This is a genomic window from Intestinimonas massiliensis (ex Afouda et al. 2020) (assembly GCF_001244995.1).
GTDB classification, from domain to species: Bacteria; Bacillota; Clostridia; order Oscillospirales; family Oscillospiraceae; genus Intestinimonas; species Intestinimonas massiliensis.
Map to the genome: position 1 here is coordinate 1,014,938 of NZ_LN869529.1, position 24,616 is coordinate 1,039,553.

The following is a 24,616-nucleotide window of genomic DNA, read 5'->3' on the forward strand; positions in this document are numbered from 1 at the left end:
CCCACCATCCTAACCGATGTATTTTCTATGTGCCAGCTTCACATTCTGCTGTTTCACCATTGCATAGTGCATGGTGGTGTCGATTTTCTGATGCCCTAAGAGCTGCTGGACTTGCTCTATGGGCATTCCTTTGTCTATGGCAGTTGTAGCCAGTGTACGCCTGAACTTGTGAGGGTGAACCTTCGGGATATTCAGACGCTTTCCCAGCTCCCGAAGGCGTGTCTCCACTCCGCCAATCATCAATCGGTCAAAGGGAGCTTTCAGGGAAACAAACAAAGCTGGGTTTTCATCCGTTCGCCCCTCAAGGTAGTTTTGAAGGTGGATTTTCGTCCTTGCGTCGAAATAGACCAATCGTTCTTTATTACCCTTGCCGATAACAACGCATTCGCGCTCATTGAAGTTGATGTCTTCGCGGTTTAGTGTGACCAGCTCACCAACACGCATTCCAGAGGAAGCCAGAAGATCAATCATCGCCAAGTCTCGTGCTGTTGTGCAGTTGTCACGCATCAGCTCTAACACTTCATCGGTGTAGGTGTCCTTGACCACCTTTGCAGTCTTAACTTTGTGAATACGGCGTACCGGGCTTTTCACAATGAAATCCTCATCTTCAAGCCATGAGAAGAAGCTGGACAGTATCCGGCGGATGTTGTCTATGGTCACTTTGCTCGACCTGCGCTGAACTTGATAGTTTGTCAGATAGCGGCGCAAATCATCTGTGGTGATCTGTCGCACAGCCTTTCCAACTCCGGCAATTAGAGCCTCAATCGTCTTCCGGTAGTAGCTCAGGGTTTTCTCCGAACAGCCTTCGATCCGCTTTGCCGTGATAAATGCTTCGACTGCATCTGCTTCGTCTGCTGGAATTGAGCCACTATCATAGGTGATCGTTGCCCCTTCCAATATCTCAGCCATTGCATCCCGAAGGTGCATGAGTTGTTCGTTGTTAAGATACGGCAGCATTTTTCGCTGTATCTCCGTGATGAGTTGTTCTGTCATTGTCGTGTCTCCTTTCGAGGTAAGAGAACGACATTCAGTGGCAGTCCCTTTTGTAAAACTCTCGCCACTGGTGAGAGTTATTCAGACGGTAAACGATAATTTAGCAGCTTAGAGCTGGACAGCAGACACATCGATCTCGCCAGACATCAGTTTGGGCAGCAAATTATCTCTCAATGTCGCAAGCGATTGATTCTGCTCTTCCAAAATACGTTGCTGTGCAAAGATAGGAGCGCAAAAGTCGCTGAATTTGGCAAGAGTTTCAGCGTCAGGAATAACCGCCGGGACATTTTTCATAGTGCTGCCAGATACTTCTTTGAATGTTGACCCGGATGCCATGCCTTCAATGACCGGGAGAGTGTTTTTCAAAAAGAAGTAAACAAATGGTGTTCCAATTTCCGGCTTAGGCACAACCGATTTGAAACCTTGATTTGTTGTTACTTCACCAGCGGCGATAGCAATATAACCTATTGGCGCACGAGATGAGAACAACACTGTTCCTTCTGGCATGATTGCTGCGCTGCTGTTCTTCAAACCAAGTTCAGTTATGTCATTCTCACCATGAGAAACGAACTTCGACTTGTTGATAGATAAATCTTTCGGGGTTATCCATGCTATACCGGACTCCGTGTAATACTCAGGTTCAGCTTTTGAAGGTGTACTGCCTCCAACAACAGTACCAAGATCGCTAATTGTTCCGATAGCCCATTCTGGATCAGCATTATCAACAAATAATTCTTGAAAATAGGATTGAGCTTGCTGCTCTAAATTATCGTTTAACTCTTGATTGTTCACAATCTTTTTTTGGATTGTGGAAATAATCTCGACAACACATTTCTGAATACTTAATTCAGGCAATACGACCTCAATCTGTTGAAAGGTCGAAGATGGTCTCGCCAATGCAGGGACGCCAACCTGTGAGGCATTGCTTAGAAGTTTATGCTGTCCTATTGGAGTGTGGAAGTAATAGACAAGGTATTCGGGCAAAACCTTGTCGTTGCATCGCACCCTAAACTGAGATTGCGAAATCACATACCGGTCATATTTTGAATCTTGAGGAATAAACACTATTTGCCCAAGCGTTCCTCTGTGTGTTATTACAATATCCCCGCGATGTGCATTTGCCTTGTTAAGAGAGTCAGCTTTTTTCCTTGTGACATAGCGGAATGTCTTTTCGGATAGAGAAAAGCCCTCAAGATTACTACCATTTAGGACAGGTACGCCACTATCCACAAAACACGAGACTTTAATATTTGATCCGAATGGACCCATCGCAATTTCATCAATTAGGTCAGCAATACGATACGTTTCATAGCCCATATCCAATCGCCCCCAGTCGTTCTTTGATCTGCGTCTCAAGTTCATGGGACTTTGCGAAAAGCTCAGAAAGTTCAGAAGTCAAACGCCCCATTTTCTCTTCAAACGGCTCGCCGTCATCTTCCTGTTCCTCAATACCAACATAGCGTCCCGGAGTGAGAATGTAATCCTGCTTTGCAATGTCCTGTGTAGTGACAACAGCACAGAAGCCCTTTTCATCTTCGAGTGTTCCATCAACGAAGGCATTATAAGTGTCGGCAATTTTCTTGATGTCTTCATCCGTCAGTTCGCGCAGCTTCCGCGTAACCATAGTGCCGAGTTTCCGTGCGTCGATGAACAGCGTTTTGCCTTTTTGCTTCTTGTTCTTTGCAAGGAACCAGAGCGATACCGGGATCTGCGTCGTGTAGAATAGCTGCGTCGGCATTGCAACGATACAGTCCACAAGGTCAGCATTGATAATGTTCTTGCGGATTTCACCTTCACCGCCGGACTGCGAAGAAAGCGAACCATTTGCAAGTACCATACCGATACGTCCATTCGGAGCGAGATGCCAGATCATGTGCTGCAACCACGCGAAGTTTGCATTTCCAGCAGGAGGCGTACCATACTGCCAACGGACATCATCAACGAGTTTATCTGCACCCCAGCCAGAAAGATTGAAGGGAGGATTCGCCATAATAAAGTCTGCCTTGAGCTGCGGGTGACAATCGTTAAAGAATGTGTCCGCATTAAACTTGCCGAGGTCGGCTTCAATACCGCGAATGGCAAGATTCATCTGCGCCATCTTCCATGTGGTCGGGTTAGAGTCCTGACCAAAAACAGAAATCTTGTTGATGTTGCCGCCGTGATTTTCGATGAACTTTGCGGACTGAACAAACATACCGCCAGAGCCGCAGCACGGGTCATAAACACGCCCATTAAACGGCTGCAACACTTCAACAAGGGTACGCACAACGCAAGAGGGAGTATAGAACTCACCGGCAAGTTTGCCTTCTTGCTCGGCAAACTTGGAGAGGCAATATTCGTATGTGCGACCAAGAATGTCCTTGCTGTTTCCATGCTCGATCATCTGAATATTGGTGAAGAGATCAACCACTTCACCAAGACGCCGCTTGTCCAGCTCTGGACGGGCGAAGTTCTTAGGAAGAATATCTTTGAGACGCTTGTTTTCTTTCTCAATACTGCGCATTGCATCATCAATCACCGTGCCAATTTCCGGCGTATGAGCGGCAGCAGCAATCGCGCTCCATCGTGCATTCTCAGGGACAAAGAAGATGTTTTCGGCAGTGTATTCGTCCTGGTCTTCTTCAAATCCATCGCCTTCTTCAACCAGCTCCTTGTACTTTGCCTCAAAGCGATCTGAAATGTATTTCAGGAAAATCAGTCCGAGAACGACCGACTTATATTCGGATGCGTCGATGTTTCCGCGCAGGACGCAAGCCGCGTCCCAGATTTGTTTTTCAAAGCCGATATTGCTTGTGTTATTTTCAGCCATTTCAGCAACCTCCAAAGTTATAGTTTCACACTTACTATTCTACAAAAAGAGCTGTACGAAAAACCGGACTCAGTTCTTGTCCGTTCGCACAGCCTCACATATATCTCCGATGTCACAGTTCAAGTAATCACAAATGCGCAGCAAAATAGAGAGGGACACTTCTTCCCCCTTATTCAGTTTTGTCCATGTTCCGGCAGACAGCCCTACTTCATGTCGTAGAGAAGCCTTCTTTATGTCGCGTTCCAGAAGAAGCATCCATAGTTTCTTATAGCTTATGCGCACGGCAACCATCCTTTCGCTTGCTTGCATTCAACATCGTTTATAATATTATACTGGATTTCATTCTCAAAAGCAATCCGTTGATGCAGAAATTAAAGAAAAAGTTTCAATTTCTCGAACCTTCTCTCAAGGATGCAGGGCATCTCCTGTTGATCGGAGATGCCCTGCTTTTGACGAGATTATTCGCGCTGTGTGCTGCGCAGATGATCACGGTCATGGTCAGCAGAAGGAGCGAGAAACGTATCAACATTAGACTTGATCGTCTCTATTTGTTTTACTTCTTTTTTGAGCTTCGCACGTTCATCATAGAGCCGCTGTTGCTCATCGAGAAGTCGCTGCTGTTGCGCTTGCAGCGTCTTCAAGCTCGGCAGTTTTTCATCGCCCTGCATGGCAAGCAGCGTACTCCGTGCCGCCTCGAAGATCACAAGCTCTGCCTCATGCTTTGCCTTGAAACCCGGCTTATCTTTTGCCTTCTGGAAAGCGTCATATACAGGTTTTAGGCGCTGGTAGTTGGAGATGTTTTTGATAAGCGGCTGGACTTCCCGCAGCCGCGCTTCAACGCCTTTCAGCTCCTTGCCGGTACGATCATAGGAGCTGTGAACATCCTCGACCTTCTTCTCAAGATCGGCGTATTGGAGCAAGTTGTTGTCTGTGAGATAGTTGAGCGTCCGTGCCGCTTCCTTGAGGATAGTGAGCTTTGCTTTATGCTCATAACCCTTGCTGTCGATAAGCCTGATCCGCTCCTGAATATCTCCGATGAGAGAGATGCCCTTCGGCGTGGTCTGTCTCTGACTTCTTCGGGGCGTCCGTCCGGCAATCCGCTCCTTGATGCGTTCCTCGGTGTAGTTCTCTCCGATGGTCTTAGAACGGGTAAACCGATCCTGACCTTCAGCGCGGAAGGAGATGTATTTGCCGGGTTTGATTTCATAACCGGCTTCCTGCATGAGCCGCAGAAAATCATCGTAGTCCTTCGCTGTGATGACAAGCCGGTCGATGGTCTGCTTGAGTTTTTGCTTCCAGCTCGTGCCGCGTTTGGCTTCGGTGTACTCCTTGTAGCTCATGCCTTTGTTCTGAGAGGGAGGGATAACAGAGAGACCGTTTTCCTTACAGAGCCGGTCGCTGACCTCACGCATATCATAGTAAATCCGCTTGTAGCTCTTGTAGGCGTGGTAGTCCACAAAGTCAACCGCATTGAAAATCAGATGGTTATGAACATGGTCCTTGTCAATGTGCGTGGTCAGCACATACTCGTATTTTCCACCGAGGATTTCATCCGCAAATTGCTTGCCGATCTCGTGGGCAAGCTCCGGCGTGACCTCTCCAATTTCAAAGGACTGGATCACATGACGGGCTATGATCCTGACCGGATTCATCCCTTTTTGCTCGGCTATTCTCCGCGTCCATTCAAATTCCCGCGCTGCGGTCTCGCTGGCACAGCCGTAGGACGAGACCAGCAGCTTCTCGTCGGTCTTTTCGGGATTCAGAATGTACGCGATTGCCTTGCTCAAAGTTCCTCGGATTGCTTTGATTTTAGTAACTGCCATACCGCGTCCATCTTTTCTTTCAGCTCGTCAATATCGTCCTGATAGAATCGTCCCGTCGAGTTGATCCTGCGGCAGACGGTATTGATGTTCACGCCGATCTTGTTGATTTCGGCGGCGAGCTTTTTCTGCTCTGTGTAGTCTACGACAATGATGTAGCCGTCAATCAGCATCTTCCTTGCATACGCACCGAAGTTCTCCGTGCCGATCATCTCCATCTTCTTTGCAATCGTCCGTTCTTCCTGTGGTGTCAGCCAAATCTTCTTCTGAATGTCTCGTGTTCTTCGTACCATGCTGCGCCCTCCGTCGTAAAGATTAGAAGGGTTTGGGACTATCCCAACAAGCAAAAATCTGATGTTAAGGGCAGGGTCTCCTTAACTGATTTTTCTCCGGTGGGTACTCACCGGATTTGCTTGCTAATCTCCCAAAATCGTATTCCCCGAAGATTCCTCCGTGAAATGTCCCTTCACTTTACAACGGACACAAAAAGGGCGTTTGTTGAGTACCGGATTTCAAAAAAGTCAAAAAATCATTGGATTTCCCATGTGAAAGCCACTGTGTCTGTCACATCAATATCAACCGGCTCAATCTCAGGTGCGGCGCACTTGCTCATCGCCATGAGAGGCTGAATGCAGTCTTCAACATCGTAGCTTGTTCTGGAAAAAACATTGAGTTCGCCCCAGTTGTAGTCGATGTTGAGCAACTGCCCAAGCGTACTGCCTGATGCTTTGCAAAGAATCTCCGCCTTCGCTCTGGCGTTCTCCGTCGCGCTGATCAGCAGCTTTTCGCTGACCGCTGATGGGTTTCTTACAGTGAATGCGATACTGAGTTCCGGCTTTGCACCGCAATCCGCAATCGCAGAAATGATCTTTGCAAGCTGTTTGCTGTCAAAGTCAAATGCAAGTTTCAAGCGATAGCTGCAAGCATATCCGACAAACTCTCGCTTGTAATTTCCTTGCCGATCCTTGACGTTCTCGTACCTTGTCTGGACATCAAAGCTCGTGGTTTTCAAGTCTTCTTTGTGATACCCAACGCAGACTGCGGCACCTTGCAGTCTTTCGATTCTCTCGGTAGCTTCCGACATTGCACGGTCATAGGTTTTAGATAAGGTTTCAATGTTCAAGGAGAGGATGATGTAATCCGGTCTTGCGGAGACATTGCCTGTCCCTTTTACGGTGATCGTTCTCATTGCTTTCTCCCGTCCTTTCTGGAATTAAAGTCCTCATCAATACGCTTTTTCCAATTCGTACCCAGTGGTACGCTGCAACGGACAGCAGAAACCGCTTCGCTCAGAACCTCATAGTTGAGCTGCGTTCCCTTATGGTCAGAGTGATAATTGACCGCTCGGTCTGCTCCAATACCGAAGTGCTTTGCCGTTTCAACTGCGTCAATATTTGCGCCGAGGAATAGAAACTCCCAGCCGTACTTTTCCTTCTGCCGCTCGATCATTTTCTTAACTGTCTCGCTGTCATAACGGCGGCTTGCATTCTCCATGCCGTCCGTTGTGATGACGAACAGCGTATGTTCAGGGACATCCTCATTTCTTGCGTACTTGTGGACATTCCCAATGTGATGAATTGCTCCGCCGATAGCATCCAGAAGGGCAGTACATCCGCGAACGGAATAGTCCCTGTCGGTCATCGGATCCACCTTCTGAACCGGCACACGGTCATGGATAACCTCGCTCACGTTGTCAAAGAGAACGGTAGAGATCAATGCCTCGCCATTCTCTTTTTTCTGCTTTTCAATCATGGAGTTGAATCCTCCGATGGTGTCTTTTTCCAGTCCGCTCATAGAGCCGCTGCGATCAAGGATGAATACGATCTCCGTCATGTTCTTTCTCATGTTTTGTACCTCCGTATATAAAAAAATGACTGCTTGGTGTCTCACCTTACAGTCATATTGTACTTCGGTATTCACTTCATTTGGTCGCATGGCAAGCGACATTATTCTAAGGATAAGAACAGCTCTCCGTCAATGCTTAGGATGTCATCCATCGGAATCTTCGTGCCGTCCTGCATGGTAATTAGGCGCTCAAAGTCATCAACCTTTATGACTGCGCCGGTTGCAGTTACATACGCACCGCCAGCTTTGCGCTCATCAGGTTTGAAGTAGGTTATTTCAACCTCCGGCTCTTCATCAAGGGCATCCATGAGAAGCTGATACCTCATGTTCAAAGCGGTCAAGGCTCCCTCATCAAGCTCAATCCTTTCGTCGGTCAGACGTCCGGTTTCCTTGATTGCAGAATCATAGCCGGTGAGGGCGGCAAAGGGTGCAAACTGCGCTGCACGATCTGACATCGGCATTTGTGGTCGCGTTTTGGAAACGTGATGAGGAAGTCCCATGATCTCGTCGTATTTTCCGTTCACGCCTTATGCCCTCCAATCTGCGCATTGCGGTCTTTCGCGGTTGCGCCTTCTTCAAGATTCATCGCCTTGAGGATGGCGTTCTTTCCGTACTTCTTTTTGATTGCAAGCGTGGCGGCTTGTATTTTCCGCTCACGTTCCAAGGCGGCGTCCTCGGCTTTCTGTTTTTCCTCTTCGGCAGCATAGTCAGTGAAAAGGTCAAGCTGGACAGCACCGTCATTTTTCTTCGGCGCGTCCGCTTCCGGCAGGACATGATTTGCTACAACATACATACGGCGGACAAGCAGATTCTTGTCCACGATCCGGTCAAACAGCTCTGACACAGCACACATTATTTTGCGGGTAGAGGATGTGTGACCGTCGAGGTTAATAGAGCCGTGCGCCTGTTTGGGAATCTCCCGACCGTAGGGGTCTTTCCCCACCGCGCCGTGATACTTTGCCCGTCGTGCAGGATCGGTCAGGTTCTCAATGTCGTAGCCAACTGTGAGAACCATCTGATCGGTGACAAGCCCCTTGTCCACCAAGTCCAGCACAAGCAAGTCCGTCATTTCCCGGACAACCAGCTTCGCCTTCTGCGGCTCATAGGGACAGTGCAATACCTGACCGGAACTGAGGCTGTTGGAGCTGGGACGGTATGCCTTGATCGCTTCAATGGTCGTAGGCTCCCAGCCCCACGCATGGTCGATGAGCAATTCCGCATTCTTGCCGAACAGCTTGTAAAGCAAGTCCTCGTTCCGCTCTGAACAGAGGGCAACATCGCCCATTGTGAACATCCCATTCTGCTCAAGTTTCTTGGCAATACCTCGACCCACGCGCCAGAAATCCGTGAGAGGCTGGTGCGCCCAAAGCTCACGCCGGAACTTCATTTCATCCAGTTCGGCTATTCGGACGCCGTTTTTGTCGGCGGGGATGTGCTTCGCTACAATGTCCATTGCCACTTTGCAGAGAAAGAGGTTCGTGCCAATTCCTGCGGTTGCTGTGATGCCGGTTGTTTCAAGCACATCGAGGATGATCTTCATGGCGAGGTCATGTGCCGAGAGCTTGTAAGTATTCAGGTAGTCCGTCACGTCCATGAACACCTCGTCGATGGAGTAGACTACGATGTCCTCCGGCGCGATATACTTGAGGTAGACCTGATAGATGCGGGTGCTGTACTCCATGTAGTACGCCATCCGAGGCGGCGCGATGATGAAGTCAATCGCCAGAGACGGATCTGCTTGCAGCTCTGAGAAGAAGTGCGACGAGCCTTCCAGTCTGCGTCCCGGTGCGTCGTGCTGCCGTCCGGCATTTGCTTCCTTCACGCGCTGCTTGACTTCAAACAGCCGCCCGCGTCCGGAAATGCCGTAGCTTTTGATGGAGGGCGTGACGGCAAGGCAGATGGTCTTGTCCGTCCGGCTCTCATCCGCAACGACGAGATTTGTGTCCAGAGGATCTAAGCCGCGCTCCCGGCACTCCACGGAGGCGTAGAAGGATTTCAGGTCGATTGCGATGTAAGTGTGTTGTTTCACCTTCTTTGCCTCCGCTTTCTTCTTAGATCAGCCCTAATGACATTTCATTGGAGCTTTTAATGTTGAATACGATACGCCATTCAATATCACCCTCCACCGGCTCAAAGTGTAGAGAGGAACAAACTGCATGAAGTTTTTCTTTTGAGCTGTCTCCACACACGATTGCGATTGGACCGTCCGCTCCGCCGATAATGCCGATACAAGCAATATCGTTTCGTGCCTCTGGTGCATAGCGGTCAGAGCATGGCGCAATTTCCAAAGGCTTGTCCCCCTCAGCGCAATCACAGATCGTAACATCGCTGTCAGGTTCAGGAGAAAGTGTATAGCTCATAGCAGTAAAATGCGTAGGATAAAACCAGCGGTCAGAACCGTAACGCTTTTCGGAAATTGTCTGCTGCTCTAATTCCTGTACAGTCAATGTGTATTTTTTTCCACTGACCGGATGGAGGAAAGAAAACGAATCACCGGGAGCGTGTGCCTTGAAATGTGGTCCCGGGACACGACACGACTGCTGCTCCATTGTAAGGGAGAGGGCTTTTATTTCAGGACGGCGTTTGCTTGTCCACGGAAAAGCTGCCCGAAAAATCATCCATCCATAGGATGTATCCAAATCATAGTGTTCCAATGCCCACTTTGCTTCCGCTTCATTGATCACCCCGTCTGGCAAACATGGATTAAAGACCACGGAACAGCCGTGGGAGGTCAGCATTGTTTTCCCGTTCAATTCCAAACGAGGAATAAAGTCAAGGCAAAGTGGATTGTCTAAATCTATCTGCATTTGCTGCTCCTGCGTGAAGTATTCGCAGGAGTCGTTTTCGGGGTGTAAATCCCATTTAGTTATGAACTTGCGAATGTCTTCTTCCGGGGTACGCATACAAAAGTCCATGACGAGTCCCTTGCTGCAAGAATACGCCGCAGGAATAACCCAATGATGCCTCGCCCAGTCAAATTGCTTATTCAACCGGATTTCCGTTCCGGCATGGTCTTTTCCCGAATGTCCCCAGAAGTTTCCCTCAAAGTAGACCTTCCACTCAGGCATGGTCGGTTCTGCTTCTGGGTTCATATCAACATCATAATAGTCCTCGGTGTACTTGATCTTACTATAATCAAAAGATGCTTGCAGCTTTTTGATGTATACCCACGGCTGTTCCATAGGCGTCAATTTCATTTTCTCAGCAAGCTCTGATAGCGTTCTTTGCTGATCCTGCGTTGGAGGGTTGTCCTGCAAAAAGGCTTCAAACTGGGCTTTATCCCACATCCACGCCTGTTCCAGCGCTGCCGAATCACTGCAAGCAAGGAGCAACCTCAGAAAGTCTTCAAAATCGTTTGCCAGCGGATGAACAAAATCCGGAGCCGAGTTCATGGGACTGACGGAAAATACCATACCGCCAAAGTCTCGAACAAAGCAGAAGTGGATGCCGTCCACACCCGCCCAGCCAAAAATAGATGCACCTTTTGGCGTGCAAAAGTATGGGTTGTTATCTTCACGACGCTCCACCCCTACGGGCGAAAGGTCAATACCACTTCGCAAAAATTTCTGAAACACTTTATCCATAGACCTTATGCTCCTATTAAACTTTGGTCGAAGGCAAACAGAGCCTCGTTGATCTCAAAGACATTATAGTTCCCATGCTCCACGAAATACTCCACGATGATGTCAAACTTGTTGGAGTGGGAGAGCGCAAAGCCAGCCTTCATGAGCATATCCTTCATTTCAACAAGCGGCAGCTCAAGGGCAATGGCAAACGCAATGACCGTGGGCTTGGAAGGCTTATAAGACTTGTCCGAGCGGATCTTCGAGAAGAGCTTCCGGTCAATATTCGCCTTCTTATAGCACTGCGCGTCCGTCATGCCGCGCTCATCAATCTTTCGCAGAAGCATCTCGGAAAAACTCTCGTCGATCTGTCCCAGCGCGTCATCAAGGGTTGCCGCCTTTTTGGGGGCAGCCGCCGCAGAGACGGGAGGCATGAGCTGTTCGATTGCCTCTTCACAAACGGATGCCTCGCAAGGCATGGGTTCTTCCATCCGGAAGGCGTTCATCCTGCGCAGACGCTCGGAACGATTATCAGTATGCTCGTCCACATAGCGGTCATCTATGTACGCTGCAATATCGGCAAACAGCTTGCCGCTGATCTGATAGGTTTTGCGGTCAAAAATGACGATGTACACCGTCATTTCGTTTTCGAGAAGGAAACTGCTAATGGTGTCAATCGCCACTTTGAGAGCCTGATCCTTCGGATAGCCGAAAATGCCGGAGGAAATCAGAGGGAACGCAACCGATTCGCAGCCGTATTCTTTCGCCAGCATGAGCGAAGTCCGATAGCATGAGATCAGCCGTTCGCGCTCACCATGCCGCCCGTCATACCAGCGCGGACCGACAGCATGAATGACATATTTGCAGGGCAGCTTATAGCCCTTCGTGATTTTTGCGCTCCCGGTTTTGCAGCCGTGGAGCGTTTCACATTCCACCAGCAGCTCCGGTCCTGCGGCACGATGAATGCAGCCGTCCACACCGCCGCCACCCAGCAGCGACTCGTTGGCAGCGTTGACGATGGCGTCCACATTCATTTTTGTGATGTCATTTCTGACAATTTGAAGCGGCATTATTCTATCCTCCGTCCTATCAAAGCGGCATCGGTGTCCGGGCGATCAGAATGACCGCCAGAATCGCGCCCACAAATGCCGCTGCCCCTACGACCGCCAACACCTTTTTGTCGAGCTTCTTCTTCGCTGCCTTGCCAATCAGCGCAGCGCAAGCCATGCAGACAGCCGCAGCAACAAGCGCAATGCCCAGCGTTTCCCATAGCCAAGAAAGTTCATGTAGGATTTTCATGCGATCATCATCTCCTGTTCATTAAACCGGAATTTGACACTTTGTATTTATCGAGAATACTCTTGAAACCATTTTGCAAAGCGTGATTTATTGAAAATAATGAATTTATATAGTTCTCCATTTTTCATATTAACTGTTGCAATTGGAAAGACTATCCACTTCCAAGAGATTTCTTTTATTTCCTGCATCGGCAAAACTAAATTTCTGTATTTTTTGTCAACTGTAAGCTTGTTTGTCTTGTAAGTAAGCGACTGACTATCGAGGTACAGACCTCCTCCAAGTATGCCATTGTGACACAAACTGCAAACAAAAGATTTCATAGAAACATCCCTCCATTAAATCCCGAGTTGTCTGCCCCTTAAAGTCCAAGTCCTTCAACCCACGCCGCAAGCTCCTGATGCCCGACGCTGCCCTTGAAAACCTTGCCGTCCATCAGCTTTGCGCCTTTGCAGCTCGGCGCAAGGCGTTCGTTCGTCTTGCCAATGTCGCTTCCTCCGGAGGTTGCAAACGGGATGATCGTCTTGCCGGTCAAATCATAGCTCTCAAGGAACGTATTGATAATCGTCGGCGCGACATACCACCAGATTGGGAAGCCCACAAAGATGGTATCGTAGTCCTTCATGTTGTCCCGCTTGACGGCAATCTCAGGACGGGAGGCAGGATCGCTCATCTCAATCGTGCTGCGGGCTTTCTTGTCCATCCAGTTCAGATCAGCTTCCGTGTAAGGCACCTTCGGCTCAATCTCAAAGATGTCCGCGCCGATTGCCTCTGCCAGCGTCTCGGCAACCTTCGCGGTCACGCCGGACGCAGAAAAATATGCTACAAGTTTCTTGCTCATGGTGTTTTATCCTTTCAATATCTTCGTAAGCTGCTGTACCGACGCACCCGGCAGGATGGAGGAAAGATGCTGCATCATGCGCTCTTTGGATTCCTGCGGTTCTCGCTGATATGCAGATGTGATAAGGTCGTACCCGAAAAGTTCTTCCGGCGTCGCATACTCTGCGACACCCCAGCCATAAGGTCTTCCGTATCTGTCCTGCATATAGACGAAATCCGCGATGCAGACATAGCTCTGCATTTGCAGCCGCGTGATGCACGTCTCAAAACCGGTGTTGCCGCCCTTGCGGTAGTTCAGAGCCTCTTTCAGCCGTTTGGAAAGCATCCTGCCTTCACCGGCTATGGCTTCATATAGCTCCTTGTCCTTGTAGGACGCCAAGCCGTCATCCCAACGGGCGTCAAAGTCATAGCCGTTACGCCGGACGTTTGCGAAGTCAGGTATCCACTCTCGGCTCACAAATCCAGCCTTCTTGTTGAAAAGTTTGCCGTAAAGACATTTGCCGCTCCGCGCAGCAGGGCCCTTCCACTCCCACGGACCATCTACATCGTCCGCAAACCATAACTCAGGTGGGCAAAGTTCCTCGATGGAGAAGCCGTGAATCTCGTTCCGAAAGAAGGGCAGAAAGCCGTATTGCTCGACGGCGGCAATCAAATCATCTGCACTATGTAGTTGTCTGGCATATCTCTTTGACATTACTCCGCCTCTTCAATCACGCCATAATCAATCAGGATATTCTTCTCCGCATACTGCGGGTAAACAACACCCATCATCTCATACTGATAACGTCTTACGCGGCGATGCTCCTGAACCGGTTCCGGTGCATACGCAGCGGTTTCGCAGTGCGCATACTCCGGCATTTCCGCAAGATCATCCCGAACGGCACGGATAAGCGCGTCTGCCACATCATCAATGTTCTTGCCGGTCTCCACGGCAACCAGTTCGTGCTTCCGAACTGCCTTGTCCAGATCACCGGGGGAACGGAACAGTTTGTACTTCATCATGCACGTCCTTTCTCTCTATCGGTCTGTCTATTCTTCCTGAAATCTGTTCTTTAGGGACGCAATCATCGCTTGTGCGGCAATGCTCAGATACAAAACTCCAATTTCATAGATAAAGTCGCGGTCAATCTCGATAAAGCATTCTCTAACGTGTGTAAAAACCAGACCCAGCAAGTCCCTGTATAGTGGATCATCAAAGGGCTTGAACCGCGTAAACTTGCTTTTGGCAGCGTCCCATGTCATAGACGCTTCGCCCTCAGCACTGGTCATTGCCTCACAGAGAATCATGCTGACGCCCATTTTTCCGTTGCCGGTCAGGAGTTCTCCTTCGTAATAGCTGAGTAGGTCTTTCTTGCGTCGAAGCGGAACTACATCGCAGTTGTCATCCAGCTCAAATGCAATCAGCTCCGCAATCAGTTCCCGCCAGACCGCATAACCGGCGTTAATAGTTCCGTCCTCTTCGCGGCTGATGGTATCGTCCATGCAGTATCGCTCAAAGAAATTATCTCCGTCAATCTCGTTGCGGGTGCAGAAGATATGCGCCAGCTCATGCAGAAGAATGTGCTTCAACTCTGCCGGATGACGCGCTATGTCTGTGCGCAGAAGGATTCCGTCCGCGCCGTCTCCTGTGCCGACGAATGCAGAGGCGTGAAAGTCAAAATAGCCGTCCTCTGTATATCGGTCTTCAAGACGGTCAGGGAAATACTGCTTGCAGAACTGCTCAAAGACTTCCTGCTGGTTTTCCGTCTGAAAGCAGCGCAGTACAAGGTTGTCCTCACTGAACTCTGCCCCCAAGCGTTCGTTAAAGATGGAAGCGGCATAGAAAATGGCTTCTTTATAGTCGTCGCTGTTCATCTAATTACTATCCTTCATCCTCATTCACCCCTCCGGTCTGACATTTTTCAGGAAGTCAGAGTGCGGTACATAAGGCAAGTTGAGCTGCCAGCCCATGCGGTTCAGTTCGTTGAGCTTGATCAGCATCAGGTTGATGTTTGTCCCCATTGCAGCCGAGAGCTGCACCACATCGTAGTCCTGCTTCATCAGGTCAATCAGCTCATCATCGTCAATGATCAGGTGGGAGGCAAACGCATTCGCCTCATATTCGTGTTTTGTGCGCATATCGAACAGCACGAACTCCGGGAGCGGTTCGTTTCCTTTGGCAAGATCACGGTGAAAGGTATCATGCCCGATCTCGTGACCGCAAACCATTTGCATGATCAGATACTCCATGTTGGAGTTCAGAAGAATATGCCGCTCTTTATGGCGGTAGGTGTACATTCCGAGCAGATCGTTCAGATTGTCAAGAAAATGGAGATGAATGCCCAGCTCACGGGCAATCTTCAAGGTATCTCTTGTTCCACAGCTTTTGACAATGCTGTTCGCCTTTTTGTATATTTCCTCGGAGCGAATTATCACGGGACCTTCACCCCTTTCATGTTGAAAACAGTCAAAGTAAATCCGTCAAGAAACCGAGACGCAGACAGTTATTCCTCTGCGTCCGTACCGGTCTTCTTGTATTTCTTCGGCGTGTATTTCTCAACATTCCGGGCTTTGGATTCCCAATATATATCCTGCAACGCCTTCATCACAGCATCCTTGTCCTGCTCAGACAGCGTACCGCCCGCAAACAAGCCGGACATCCCTTCAATCAGGTCCTTTGCCTGTTTCATGCCACGAGAGCCGTACTGCTCGGATGCCTGAACCACAAACTCTTCGTCCTCGGTCAGCAGATAGTTCACATCCACCTTGAAGTATTCCGCGATTTTTCTGTAAGCGTCCTTGGTACGGGGAAAGGAAATGCCGTTCTCGTACCGGGTAATCATACGCCTGTTGATTCCCAGTGCATCGGCTACTTCCTGCTGGGTCAGCTTCCGCTTCTCCCGTTCAGCCTTGAATTTCTCTCCAAACGTCATTTTGGTAATCACTCCTGTTCACAAAAAGTTTGCGACATCAAATTGCGCAAGTCTATTGACAAAGGCACTTGAAGTGCGTATAATAATGACTGAGCAATCCAACTACTCATAGTATATCCTGAATTGCTCATCCTGTCAAGGGGCATGAGTAGTTGTACACGAAAAAGTTACATCTTTTGAGCAGTTCAAATGGACAGGCATTTATGCTGCCGAAGATCATCCGTACCGACATACACCGGTATGAGGGAACAGGAGTGAGAAAAACAGAAATGGCTACACAGTACAGAAAAGCATACGTCCCGGTTACGCTGGATGTGGACAAGGAGGGGGCAATCCTCCCTCGCCTCATCTGGTGGGACAACGGTGTAATCTTTCAAATCGACCAGATTCTATACAAATGCCGCGCTACATCCAAAAAGGTTGGGGGCGGAGGCATCCGTTACACAGTTCAGATTCGCGGAAAGGAGTCATTTCTTTTCCACGAAGGAGACAAGTGGTTCGTCGAAGCAAAGGAGGACAACTGCTCATGATTTTATCCCAGCGCCAACTTGAAGAAATTGCAGCATCAACAACGAAGGACTTCAACCGGTTCTTTTTCGGGGATGAGGCGGACAAGCCCGACCGATCAGCTTTGCCAACACCCATTGATCAGTTTGCAAAGAACTATCTCGGTCTTCGCGTATCATTCGCCCGTCTCTCGCCGGACGGAAGCATCTGCGGTGTCACTGCCTATGCCGACACTGAGTACAAGATCACGGAACTTGGTATTACGCGCACACTGGCTTTGAAGCGTAATCAGGTCATCTTGGACGAGAGCTTCATTCGATCCGGCAACGTGCAGCGGCTCTGCGCCAAGCGCAGATTTACCCTTGCCCACGAGTGCGCCCATCAGATTCTCTTCCAACTGGAATCGGAAGAGGTAAAGGCGTCCTGCGAAATGAAATATTCCGCACGGACAGCCTATACGCCGCGAGAGCTGAAAACCCGCGAGGACTGGAACGAGTGGCAAGCAAATGTCTTGGGCGCGGCGATCCTGCTTCCTCAAAAAGAGGTTGACCTGGCAATGCGTCGGTTTGCAGAAACGCCGCTGATCAATTACGAGGGGAGGTATTCGTATGGTGATCACTTAACGCTGCGCCTTTTCTGCCGGTTGTTCGGTGTCTCCAAGACAACGGCGTCTATCCGTCTTCGTCAGCTCGGCTACATGGTAGATCGTCCATTCAGTGAGTATGTTGACCCATTGGAGGTGTGGTAATGAAGAGAGCATCTATTCGGGTTCAGGAACCGACGCCGGAGCTGATCGAAAAAATCCGCAGGGCAAGAGTTGCCATTTCCCAGCAGAAGCCCCGATACCTGAAATGTCCCTATTGTCAGCATAATGCCATTGCTGTCTACGAGGACACGAGGGGTCATGTAGAATCCAAGTGCAAGAAATGCGGGCGGATCACAGTCTTTGATGTGCTGAACATGAGAAGACTGCGCCCGCGTACCAAGTAAGAACCGGAGGACAAGCCTCTGTTCTAAAATAAAATATATGTCATAGCTGAGCTGTGGAGCCGCCTGATAGGTGAAGTCATCCTAATGCCGCATGAGACAGAGTGTAATTACTCTGTTTTATCGGCATGGGATTCAAACCTCACCGTCATGCGGCTCTTTTTCTGTCTTCACCCTTCCCGCTGCTCCCGCGCAGCGGAAAGGATGAACAATGAAAATCCCTAAGACCCCTATCGCGTTCGATTACGACCTCTGGACTACGGAGGACGGCAAGTGCATGGTGCGCGTGAAACGAACCGGCGAAGTTTCCGAGGTTGACCGCAAGGTTATGAGAATCCTTCGCGCAGAGGAAAAGCGGATCAGGCGCTCGTATGGCTCTGACAGCACCTCCGAGGATGAGGACAGTGCAGAAAAGTCTTCTGATTCTGTACTGTCTCTCGACGCTATGCCGGAGGACGATGTGAAGTCCGCTGCATGGCTGGCAGACTCCCGCGACTGCATGGAGGAACTGATCACCGCCCTCAAAGAGAAGGAGCTTCTTTCCATTCTGACCGAGAAGCAGCGCGAATTGTATCTTGCGATGACCCGTGAAGGACTGACTCTTCGAGAGTTTGCCCGGAGGAAAGGCATTGGCATCAGAGCTGCATTTGACCTCAAAGCAGCGGTGCAGAAAAAATTTCAAAAAATTTTTTGAGCGGTACTCAACAAACGGCAAAAAGATGTCCGTTGTAAAGTGAAAGGGTCAATCAGACCACTTCACTGCTCCTTGAAAACTGAATAGTTCAGTGCTGCGGATCTTTCCGCTTCTGCGAAGCAACACAGCTTCCGACGCCAAGACCTCCCGAAAGGGAGTGAGCGACCTCCGGAGAGCTATAACAGTCGTGTGGTGCGGCTGCTTGCGACGATGCAGATGCCGGGTATAATGATACTTCCGTCTTTTCTTTGAATGGGCGGCTCGGAGCGATCCTCGGAGGGGTGAGAGTCCCATGATACCGATTGACCATTGGTAGTCCGCAGCATTCCCAGAACTGCATAGTTCTTCTGGCAGGGGCGCGAGCTGCAAATATGCCGGACAATGAAACAAACCCAAAAGAAACTTACTATATAGTTTCAGGATGAAAACTATGTGGCAGGGTATCTTCACAAGATGCTCTGCCATATCCTTTTGTCCTGAACATTTTCACGAAACAGGAGGTGCTTAGAATATGATGGGCATAGAAACAATGAAAAATGTCAGCCCGAAAACGGTTGACCGTAACACACTCGTTCAAAGAAGCAGCATCCGGCTTGATCCTGCGGCACCGCAAGAGGTCAGGCTGAGGGAGTTCATCAAGCAGATCAGAAATCCCTACTGTTATCTGGACGGGAAAACTGTGGTGAAAATCACCTTCGCCGCGACGGACACAACAATGGAAGATTGTCTGGAACACTATCTGAGAGGTCTTTGATTTATGAACAGTCTGAATCTTTTCACCCGGTTCTATGGACAAGCGATTGAGCCTGTGGTATAATAAAATCGGTCAAAAAAAGAAGAATACGGATTAAGCCGCTTGCCTTGATGGTCATGTGGCGTTTTCGTGTTCCTCTTATAAGAGTTGAAGCAAGCCTTCGTCTTTCTGATTTGATGTACCACACCAAACAGAAAAACGGAGGTTATTTTTATGCCAGATAAGGTTTACCGCACGGCGATCTACTGCCGTCTGTCCCGTGAGGATGGAGACAAAGTTGAAAGCAACTCCATCGCCAGCCAGAGAGCCATCTGCGAGGACTACATTGCAAGGCATGAGGATTTGGAGCTGGTCTGTGAGCCGTTTGTGGATGACGGTTACAGCGGCGTTTCCTTCAATCGTCCTCAGTTCAAAAAGCTGGAAGAGGCAATCCGCAAGGGTGCGCTTGACTGCATCGTGGTCAAGGATCTCAGCCGCTTCTCAAGAAACTACATCGACGGCGGGCGCTACATTGAAAAGATTTTCCCGCAGCTTGGCATTCGCTTCATCGCAATCAATGATGCGTATGACAGTCTGACCGGTGATCCGCAGTCCGACTCCTTTGTTATCCCGTTCAAAAACCTGATTAACGATTCTTACTGCAAGGACATCTCCATGAAAATCCGAAGCAGTCTGGAAGTCAAGCAGAAGAGCGGTGAGTTCGTCGGTTCGTTCGCCCCTTACGGCTACATGAAATCGCCGGAGAACAAAAACCAGCTCATCGTGGATGAAGCGGTCAGCGAATATGTGCAGATGATCTTTTCCATGTACAAGGACGGCTTCTCCATTGGGCGCATTGCAAAGCGTCTGAACCAGATGGGCGTTCTGTCCCCAATGGAATACAAGCATTCCGCCGGTGTGAAGTTTGATACCGTCTTCAAAACCGGCGATACCGCAAAATGGACATACAAAGCCGTCCAGCGTATTCTCACCAACGAGGTTTATATCGGCGTTCTGGCGCAAGGCAAGCGCGGCACTCCCAACTACAAAGTCCGCGTTGTGAAAAGCAAGGATGAATCCGAGTGGGTCAAGGTAGAAAATGCGCATGAAGCTCTTGTGTCCTACGAGGACTTCATGGCAGTCAAGGTCATGATGCAGCGGGATATGCGCTGTTCGCCCGATCAGGACGAAGCGCATCTGTTTTCCGGCTTCCTGTTCTGCGGAGACTGTCAGCAGCCAATGATCCGCAAGACCGTCCCGTCGAAGACGAAAAAGTATATCTACTACGTCTGCTCCACCAATAAGCACACCCGGACGTGCAGCCCGCACAGCATCGCCGCAAAAGAGGTTGAAGAGAAGGTCTTCCGTGCCATTCATGACCAGATCGAGCTTGTCATCAATCTGGAACACGCGCTTGCGATGATAGAACGGCTTCCGTCTCAGAGCCGTAAGGCTTTCAATTACGAAGCTCAGATCGCCAAAATCAAGGAAGAGATTGAACGGTACCAAAAGCTCAAGCTGGGGCTTTACGAGAACTTCATCGGCGGCGTCATTGATAAATCGGAATACTTCGAGTTCCGCAGCAGCTACACCAAAATCATTGAGGACAAACAGGAGGCACTTCTGCGGGTCAAAAAAGAAATGAAGCAGACGGTGACAACCGGCACGACCGAACGGAACTGGGTAACGCTTTTCAAACAGTATGAAAACGTCGAAGAACTGAACCGCCGTGTGCTGATGTCCCTTGTTGACCGCATTCTGATTCACGAAAACCATGCAATCGAAATTGTCTTCAAATACAGGGACGAATACCAGCAGACGATTGAATACGTTCTCGGCTATGCCGATGAACTGGATATTGCCGTATAAAGGAGGGATGAGCAAATGGCAAGAAAAAGCAGAAAGCAAATTGCAGTCGAAGAGCCGGTTATCGAGTCTGTTTCTTCCGAGGTCTTCTCAACAGCCATCTATGCCCGTCTTTCCGTTGAAAACAGCGGCAAGTCTGAAAAGGTTGATGTCATCGCAAATCAGATTGAGATTTGCAAGTCCTACATTGCAGAGCGTCCCTACCTGAATCTGATAGATACCTATGTGGACAACGGACGAACGGGTACGGTTTTTGATAGACCGGAGTTCAACCGTCTGATGAACGACATCCGCACCGGCAGAATCAAGTGCCTTGTGGTTCGTGATCTCAGCCGGTTCGGGCGAGATTACATTGAGGCAGGAACCTATCTGGAACGGGTCTTTCCGCAGATCGGGCTTCGGTTTATCGCCATCAAGGAAAACTACGATAACTTTGATGCGGACGGCTCCGGCGAAAGCCTCATCATCCCTCTGCAAAACATGATCAACACCCTCTACTCGAAGGACATCTCCCGCAAGGTTTCTACTGCGCTCAAGGCACAGATGGAAAGTGGAGAGTTCAAGAAGCGCAATCTCCCGTATGGTTATCGCTGGGATGAAGAACACAGCAATATGGTCTTCGATGAGGAAACCGCACCGATTGTCCGGAAGATTTTCCAATGGAAGATTGAAGGGCTGTCCCTTCCTGCGATTGCAGATCGGCTTGATGCAATGAACGCGCCCAATCCGGAGTTTCAGAAGTATCAGGTTGGCGTCCGCACAGGCAATGCTACGGCGAAAAAGATTTGGAACAAGTCTTCACTCACTACCATTCTGGATAATCCCCACTACGTCGGAGATACCGTTCTCGGACGGACGCTGAACGCTATCTACAAGGGCGTCAAAAATCAGCATATCGACCGCGAGGAATGGATTGTTTTTCCCAATACTCACGAAGCGATTATCTCCCGTGAGGACTTCCAGAAGGTACGAGAAATGCGGAACGCTGCTGCAAGGACAAGGGTTGAGAAGATGGAGCGCACGGAAGAAATCCGCGCTACGTTGATCAATCTCTTTGAAGACAAAATCGTCTGCGCAGACTGCGGCAGGAAGCTCTATTTCCATCGCAAGCGCGTTGACAAGCACAAGGACGGCGCATGGTACGCCTTCTATGAGTGCAGTTCATCCGTCAAGCGCGGCAATCTCTGTACGCCACACTATACGCGGCAGGACAAGCTCGAAGCCGATGTGCTTGCGGCGATCCAGCTTCAAGTCAAGGCGGCTCTCAATTACGACAAGCTGCTTGCCAAGCTGAGAAACAGCGAAGGCGAACGCAGCATCCGCGATCAGCAGAATGCGCTCATCACAAGCCTGAATCTGAAACTCAGCGGCATCTCCAAGAAGCGTACTCGGCTCTATGAGGACTTCACGGAAGGCATTCTCGATGAAGAGGAATACGCCTTTGCCAAGAAAGCCTACGATGAGCAGTATGTCGATCTTTCACGGCGGTTGGATGAAGCGGTTCAGCGGAAGGTAAAGTTTGCCGAGGCAATGTCCGAGGACAACAAGTGGCTAACGCTGATGAAATCCGTCAGCGGTGCAACGATGCTCTCTCAGGAGTTGGTTGACGAGTCCGTAGAGCTTGTGAAAGTCCATGAGGACGGCTCAATCGAGCTGGTCATGAAATACGGCGATATTTACGCTCTGACCGTTCAGAGTATCAAGGAAGTACAGGAGGCGATGTAAATGAGCAAGGAATACAACATCGGCATCTACATCCGCCTCTCAATGGCTGATGAAGATTCCGGCTATGGCAGCAAGGCGGAAAGTGACAGCATCGGCAACCAACGTATGCTCATCAATCGCTTTCTTGACAATCATCCGGAGCTGTCTCACTGTCAGCGGTCTGAGTTTGCGGATGACGGTTATACCGGCACGAACTTTCACCGTCCTCAGTTCACGCAGATGATGGAGAAGGTCAAGCGCGGCGAGATTAACCTGATCTGCGTCAAAGACTTTTCCCGCTTTTCTCGTGACTACATTGAAACGGGAAACTATCTGGAATGCACTTTTCCATTCATGGGCGTCCGCTTTATTTCCATCAACGACGGCTATGACAGTGACGATTACAAAGGCACAACGGGCGGTCTGGAAGTGGTTATGCGCAGCATCATCTACGCCGCATACAGCAAAGACCTTTCCGTAAAGACCACATCGGCAAAAATCCAGATGATGAAGCAGGGCAAGTATGTCGGTGGCTACGCCCCATACGGCTACGTCCTGCATCCCACCATTCGGAACAAACTTGCCGTAGACCCGGAGGCGGCTGATGTGATCCGTCGTATTTTCCGCGAGGCGCTGGAAGGCAGCAACACCTCTCAGATCGCCCGCAGCCTGAATGATGACGGCATCCCGACGCCGGGGCAATACTTCAAGAGCAAGCATCCCGACAAGAAGAAGTTCAGTAACATGAGCGAGAAAATCAGTTGGGAAACCGTGATGGTCTATAACATCCTCAAAAACCTTGTTTACACCGGAACACTGGTCAGCCGCAAAATGAAGTCCTGCGGTGTCGGCTCAAAAAAGCGTGTTGTCAATGAGCCGATTATCGTAGAAGGAACGCATGAAGCTATTATCAGCAAGGAAGACTTTGAGCTTGCTCAGAAGGTCATTCGAGGCGGAGGACGGAATCCCACGCGCAAGCAGCATGACTATCCGCTCAAGGGACTCGTCCGATGCGGTAACTGTAAACGTGCTATGACACGCCGAAAGAACAAGGCTGGCATTCGATACTTCCAGTGCATTCACTCGGTCAACAACGGAAACACAGACTGTCCGGTTGGCAGGAGCTTTCCGGAAATGGATATTGAGAAGGTTGTCTTCCATGCCCTTACTCAGTTTCTTGCTTTGGCACAGAAGGAAGCAATACAGAACCGCGAAGTCGGTGATCTGCGGAAATCTGCCATCAAGGAATGTGCTGATAAAATCCGCACTCTGCAAAAGCAGAACGAGCAGAACAAGGCGTCCAAGCTGAGGCTCTACGAGAAGTATGCAGCCGGAAGCATCACGAAGGAGGCGTACATTCAGCAGAAAGCGGCAGCGGATGTGAAGATTGCTGAAAACGATGGAGCAATCCAGCGCAGTCACGAGCGGATGAAGGAGCTTGACTCCGAGACCGCCTGTTCAGATGAAAAGCTGGATGCGGTCTGCGAACAGTACGGCGACTGCAAAGCTCTGACCTATGAGCTGACCCACGCATTCATTTCTGCGGTCTACATTTACGATCTTGACAACATAGAAATCGTCTGGAAGTTCAAGGACTTCCTCACTACATCAGAAGGAGAAGCCAAATGAAAGTATTTCTTTATATCCGCGTTGCCTGTGCGGATCAGCTTGCGGCAGCAGACCAGCGGGAAGAGCTGGAACGCTATGCGAAGGACAAAGGCTATGAGGTGGCTGCTGCTGTGGCGGCAGACGGCATCTCCGGCGTCCATACGGAAGGTATCATGAACTTCCTGCTGAACGAAGCCAAGCGTCAGGACATCGGTACGATCCTCACCCGCGACACCTCGCGAATCAGCCGGGACACTTCCTCTTTCATGAGGTTTGAGCGAAAGTTCCGGGAGAACGGCATCCGGTTCGAGTATCTGTCCAAGCCTGACAACGAGCTTCCGGTCACTCCGATGTTGGAGGCATTTGCGGCGGCGTATAAGAAGCGTCGCACAAAGAACGGCACAAGAGCGTAGAGAAAACGCAAGCCGTTCACGGGTGG

Annotated in this window: 28 protein-coding genes; 8 read left to right on the forward strand and 20 right to left on the reverse strand. The window is 49.7% G+C overall.

Translation table 11 applies throughout. The features are described from left to right. Positions 1–9: 9 nt before the first annotated feature. The 20 genes from xerA to BN2154_RS08965 form a co-directional block, all read right to left on the reverse strand. Entirely contained in the window at positions 10–993 is a 984-nt protein-coding gene (xerA, locus tag BN2154_RS08880) for a site-specific tyrosine recombinase/integron integrase (RefSeq protein ID WP_050618464.1), read from the reverse strand. A 108-nt stretch (positions 994–1,101) separates the two neighbouring features. Continuing rightward, positions 1,102–2,310 (reverse strand): restriction endonuclease subunit S, encoded by a 1,209-nt coding sequence (locus tag BN2154_RS15275; protein ID WP_195892328.1) that lies wholly within the window; start codon positions 2,308–2,310, stop codon positions 1,102–1,104. Beyond that, the gene (locus BN2154_RS08890) at positions 2,300–3,802 is read right to left on the reverse strand and encodes a class I SAM-dependent DNA methyltransferase (RefSeq protein WP_015564521.1); all 1,503 of its coding nucleotides are present in this window, start codon (positions 3,800–3,802) and stop codon (positions 2,300–2,302) included. The genes BN2154_RS15275 and BN2154_RS08890 overlap by 11 nt, the downstream gene beginning before the upstream one ends. Positions 3,803–3,871: 69 nt before the next feature. After that, positions 3,872–4,111: a helix-turn-helix domain-containing protein gene (locus BN2154_RS15280; RefSeq protein WP_006573514.1), complete on the reverse strand. Its 240-nt coding sequence runs from the start codon at positions 4,109–4,111 to the stop codon at positions 3,872–3,874. 149 nt (positions 4,112–4,260) lie between these two features. Continuing rightward, the gene (locus BN2154_RS08895) at positions 4,261–5,625 is read right to left on the reverse strand and encodes a relaxase/mobilization nuclease domain-containing protein (protein WP_050618465.1); all 1,365 of its coding nucleotides are present in this window, start codon (positions 5,623–5,625) and stop codon (positions 4,261–4,263) included. Then, positions 5,586–5,915, reverse strand: coding sequence for a plasmid mobilization protein (locus BN2154_RS08900; protein WP_005934759.1), 330 nt, complete (start codon positions 5,913–5,915; stop codon positions 5,586–5,588). Before BN2154_RS08900 ends, BN2154_RS08895 begins: the two co-directional genes overlap by 40 nt. Before the next feature lie 236 nt (positions 5,916–6,151). Continuing rightward, positions 6,152–6,811 carry an SIMPL domain-containing protein gene (locus BN2154_RS08905; RefSeq protein WP_050618466.1) on the reverse strand — a complete coding sequence of 220 codons (660 nt, stop codon included), beginning with the start codon at positions 6,809–6,811 and terminating at the stop codon, positions 6,152–6,154. Beyond that, entirely contained in the window at positions 6,808–7,467 is a 660-nt protein-coding gene (locus tag BN2154_RS08910; protein ID WP_050618467.1) for a vWA domain-containing protein, read from the reverse strand. The genes BN2154_RS08905 and BN2154_RS08910 overlap by 4 nt, the downstream gene beginning before the upstream one ends. Before the next feature lie 101 nt (positions 7,468–7,568). Further along, positions 7,569–7,991, reverse strand: coding sequence for a YolD-like family protein (locus BN2154_RS08915; RefSeq protein WP_008396798.1), 423 nt, complete (start codon positions 7,989–7,991; stop codon positions 7,569–7,571). Next, complete coding sequence (locus BN2154_RS08920; protein ID WP_050618468.1) at positions 7,988–9,496, reverse strand: Y-family DNA polymerase; 1,509 nt, start codon at positions 9,494–9,496, stop codon at positions 7,988–7,990. Before BN2154_RS08920 ends, BN2154_RS08915 begins: the two co-directional genes overlap by 4 nt. A 22-nt stretch (positions 9,497–9,518) precedes the next feature. Then, positions 9,519–11,051: a hypothetical protein gene (locus BN2154_RS08925; RefSeq protein WP_008396796.1), complete on the reverse strand. Its 1,533-nt coding sequence runs from the start codon at positions 11,049–11,051 to the stop codon at positions 9,519–9,521. A 5-nt stretch (positions 11,052–11,056) separates the two neighbouring features. Then, a complete protein-coding gene (locus tag BN2154_RS08930) occupies positions 11,057–12,100 on the reverse strand; it encodes an O-acetyl-ADP-ribose deacetylase (protein ID WP_050618469.1) in 1,044 nt (347 codons plus the stop codon). Between the two features lie 19 nt (positions 12,101–12,119). Further along, entirely contained in the window at positions 12,120–12,329 is a 210-nt protein-coding gene (locus BN2154_RS08935; RefSeq protein ID WP_006573505.1) for a hypothetical protein, read from the reverse strand. 47 nt (positions 12,330–12,376) lie between these two features. Continuing rightward, positions 12,377–12,649, reverse strand: a complete 273-nt coding sequence (locus BN2154_RS15285; protein WP_015518051.1) for a hypothetical protein — start codon at positions 12,647–12,649, stop codon at positions 12,377–12,379. 38 nt (positions 12,650–12,687) lie between these two features. Beyond that, on the reverse strand, positions 12,688–13,167 hold the full coding sequence (locus tag BN2154_RS08940; RefSeq protein WP_050005984.1) for a flavodoxin: 480 nt from the start codon (positions 13,165–13,167) through the stop codon (positions 12,688–12,690). 6 nt (positions 13,168–13,173) lie between these two features. After that, the gene (locus BN2154_RS08945) at positions 13,174–13,860 is read right to left on the reverse strand and encodes an AlkZ-related protein (protein WP_009323471.1); all 687 of its coding nucleotides are present in this window, start codon (positions 13,858–13,860) and stop codon (positions 13,174–13,176) included. Beyond that, entirely contained in the window at positions 13,860–14,165 is a 306-nt protein-coding gene (locus tag BN2154_RS08950) for a hypothetical protein (protein WP_015564530.1), read from the reverse strand. Before BN2154_RS08950 ends, BN2154_RS08945 begins: the two co-directional genes overlap by 1 nt. Positions 14,166–14,195: 30 nt before the next feature. Further along, positions 14,196–15,020 carry a hypothetical protein gene (locus tag BN2154_RS08955; protein WP_050618470.1) on the reverse strand — a complete coding sequence of 275 codons (825 nt, stop codon included), beginning with the start codon at positions 15,018–15,020 and terminating at the stop codon, positions 14,196–14,198. Between the two features lie 24 nt (positions 15,021–15,044). Further along, a complete protein-coding gene (locus BN2154_RS08960; RefSeq protein WP_223385148.1) occupies positions 15,045–15,509 on the reverse strand; it encodes an ImmA/IrrE family metallo-endopeptidase in 465 nt (154 codons plus the stop codon). Positions 15,510–15,649: 140 nt separating this feature from the next. After that, the gene (locus BN2154_RS08965) at positions 15,650–16,078 is read right to left on the reverse strand and encodes a helix-turn-helix domain-containing protein (RefSeq protein ID WP_005934745.1); all 429 of its coding nucleotides are present in this window, start codon (positions 16,076–16,078) and stop codon (positions 15,650–15,652) included. Between the two features lie 203 nt (positions 16,079–16,281). Here BN2154_RS08965 and BN2154_RS08970 point away from each other — a divergent pair, with 203 nt between their 5' ends. The 8 genes from BN2154_RS08970 to BN2154_RS09010 all read left to right on the forward strand — a co-directional run bounded on the left by BN2154_RS08970 (position 16,282) and on the right by BN2154_RS09010 (position 24,590). Then, complete coding sequence (locus tag BN2154_RS08970; RefSeq protein ID WP_050619593.1) at positions 16,282–16,608, forward strand: hypothetical protein; 327 nt, start codon at positions 16,282–16,284, stop codon at positions 16,606–16,608. Further along, positions 16,605–17,333, forward strand: a complete 729-nt coding sequence (locus tag BN2154_RS08975; protein ID WP_008816141.1) for an ImmA/IrrE family metallo-endopeptidase — start codon at positions 16,605–16,607, stop codon at positions 17,331–17,333. Before BN2154_RS08970 ends, BN2154_RS08975 begins: the two co-directional genes overlap by 4 nt. Before the next feature lie 516 nt (positions 17,334–17,849). Continuing rightward, positions 17,850–18,266, forward strand: coding sequence for a hypothetical protein (locus BN2154_RS08985; protein ID WP_242853728.1), 417 nt, complete (start codon positions 17,850–17,852; stop codon positions 18,264–18,266). Between the two features lie 511 nt (positions 18,267–18,777). Continuing rightward, complete coding sequence (locus BN2154_RS08990) at positions 18,778–19,020, forward strand: DUF6870 family protein (RefSeq protein WP_015564534.1); 243 nt, start codon at positions 18,778–18,780, stop codon at positions 19,018–19,020. Between the two features lie 213 nt (positions 19,021–19,233). Beyond that, the gene (locus BN2154_RS08995) at positions 19,234–20,868 is read left to right on the forward strand and encodes a recombinase family protein (RefSeq protein ID WP_050618472.1); all 1,635 of its coding nucleotides are present in this window, start codon (positions 19,234–19,236) and stop codon (positions 20,866–20,868) included. Between the two features lie 15 nt (positions 20,869–20,883). Continuing rightward, positions 20,884–22,590: a recombinase family protein gene (locus BN2154_RS09000; protein WP_050618473.1), complete on the forward strand. Its 1,707-nt coding sequence runs from the start codon at positions 20,884–20,886 to the stop codon at positions 22,588–22,590. After that, positions 22,591–24,198 (forward strand): recombinase family protein, encoded by a 1,608-nt coding sequence (locus BN2154_RS09005; RefSeq protein ID WP_050618474.1) that lies wholly within the window; start codon positions 22,591–22,593, stop codon positions 24,196–24,198. Then, positions 24,195–24,590 carry a recombinase family protein gene (locus BN2154_RS09010; RefSeq protein ID WP_050618475.1) on the forward strand — a complete coding sequence of 132 codons (396 nt, stop codon included), beginning with the start codon at positions 24,195–24,197 and terminating at the stop codon, positions 24,588–24,590. Before BN2154_RS09005 ends, BN2154_RS09010 begins: the two co-directional genes overlap by 4 nt. Positions 24,591–24,616 lie beyond the last annotated feature (26 nt).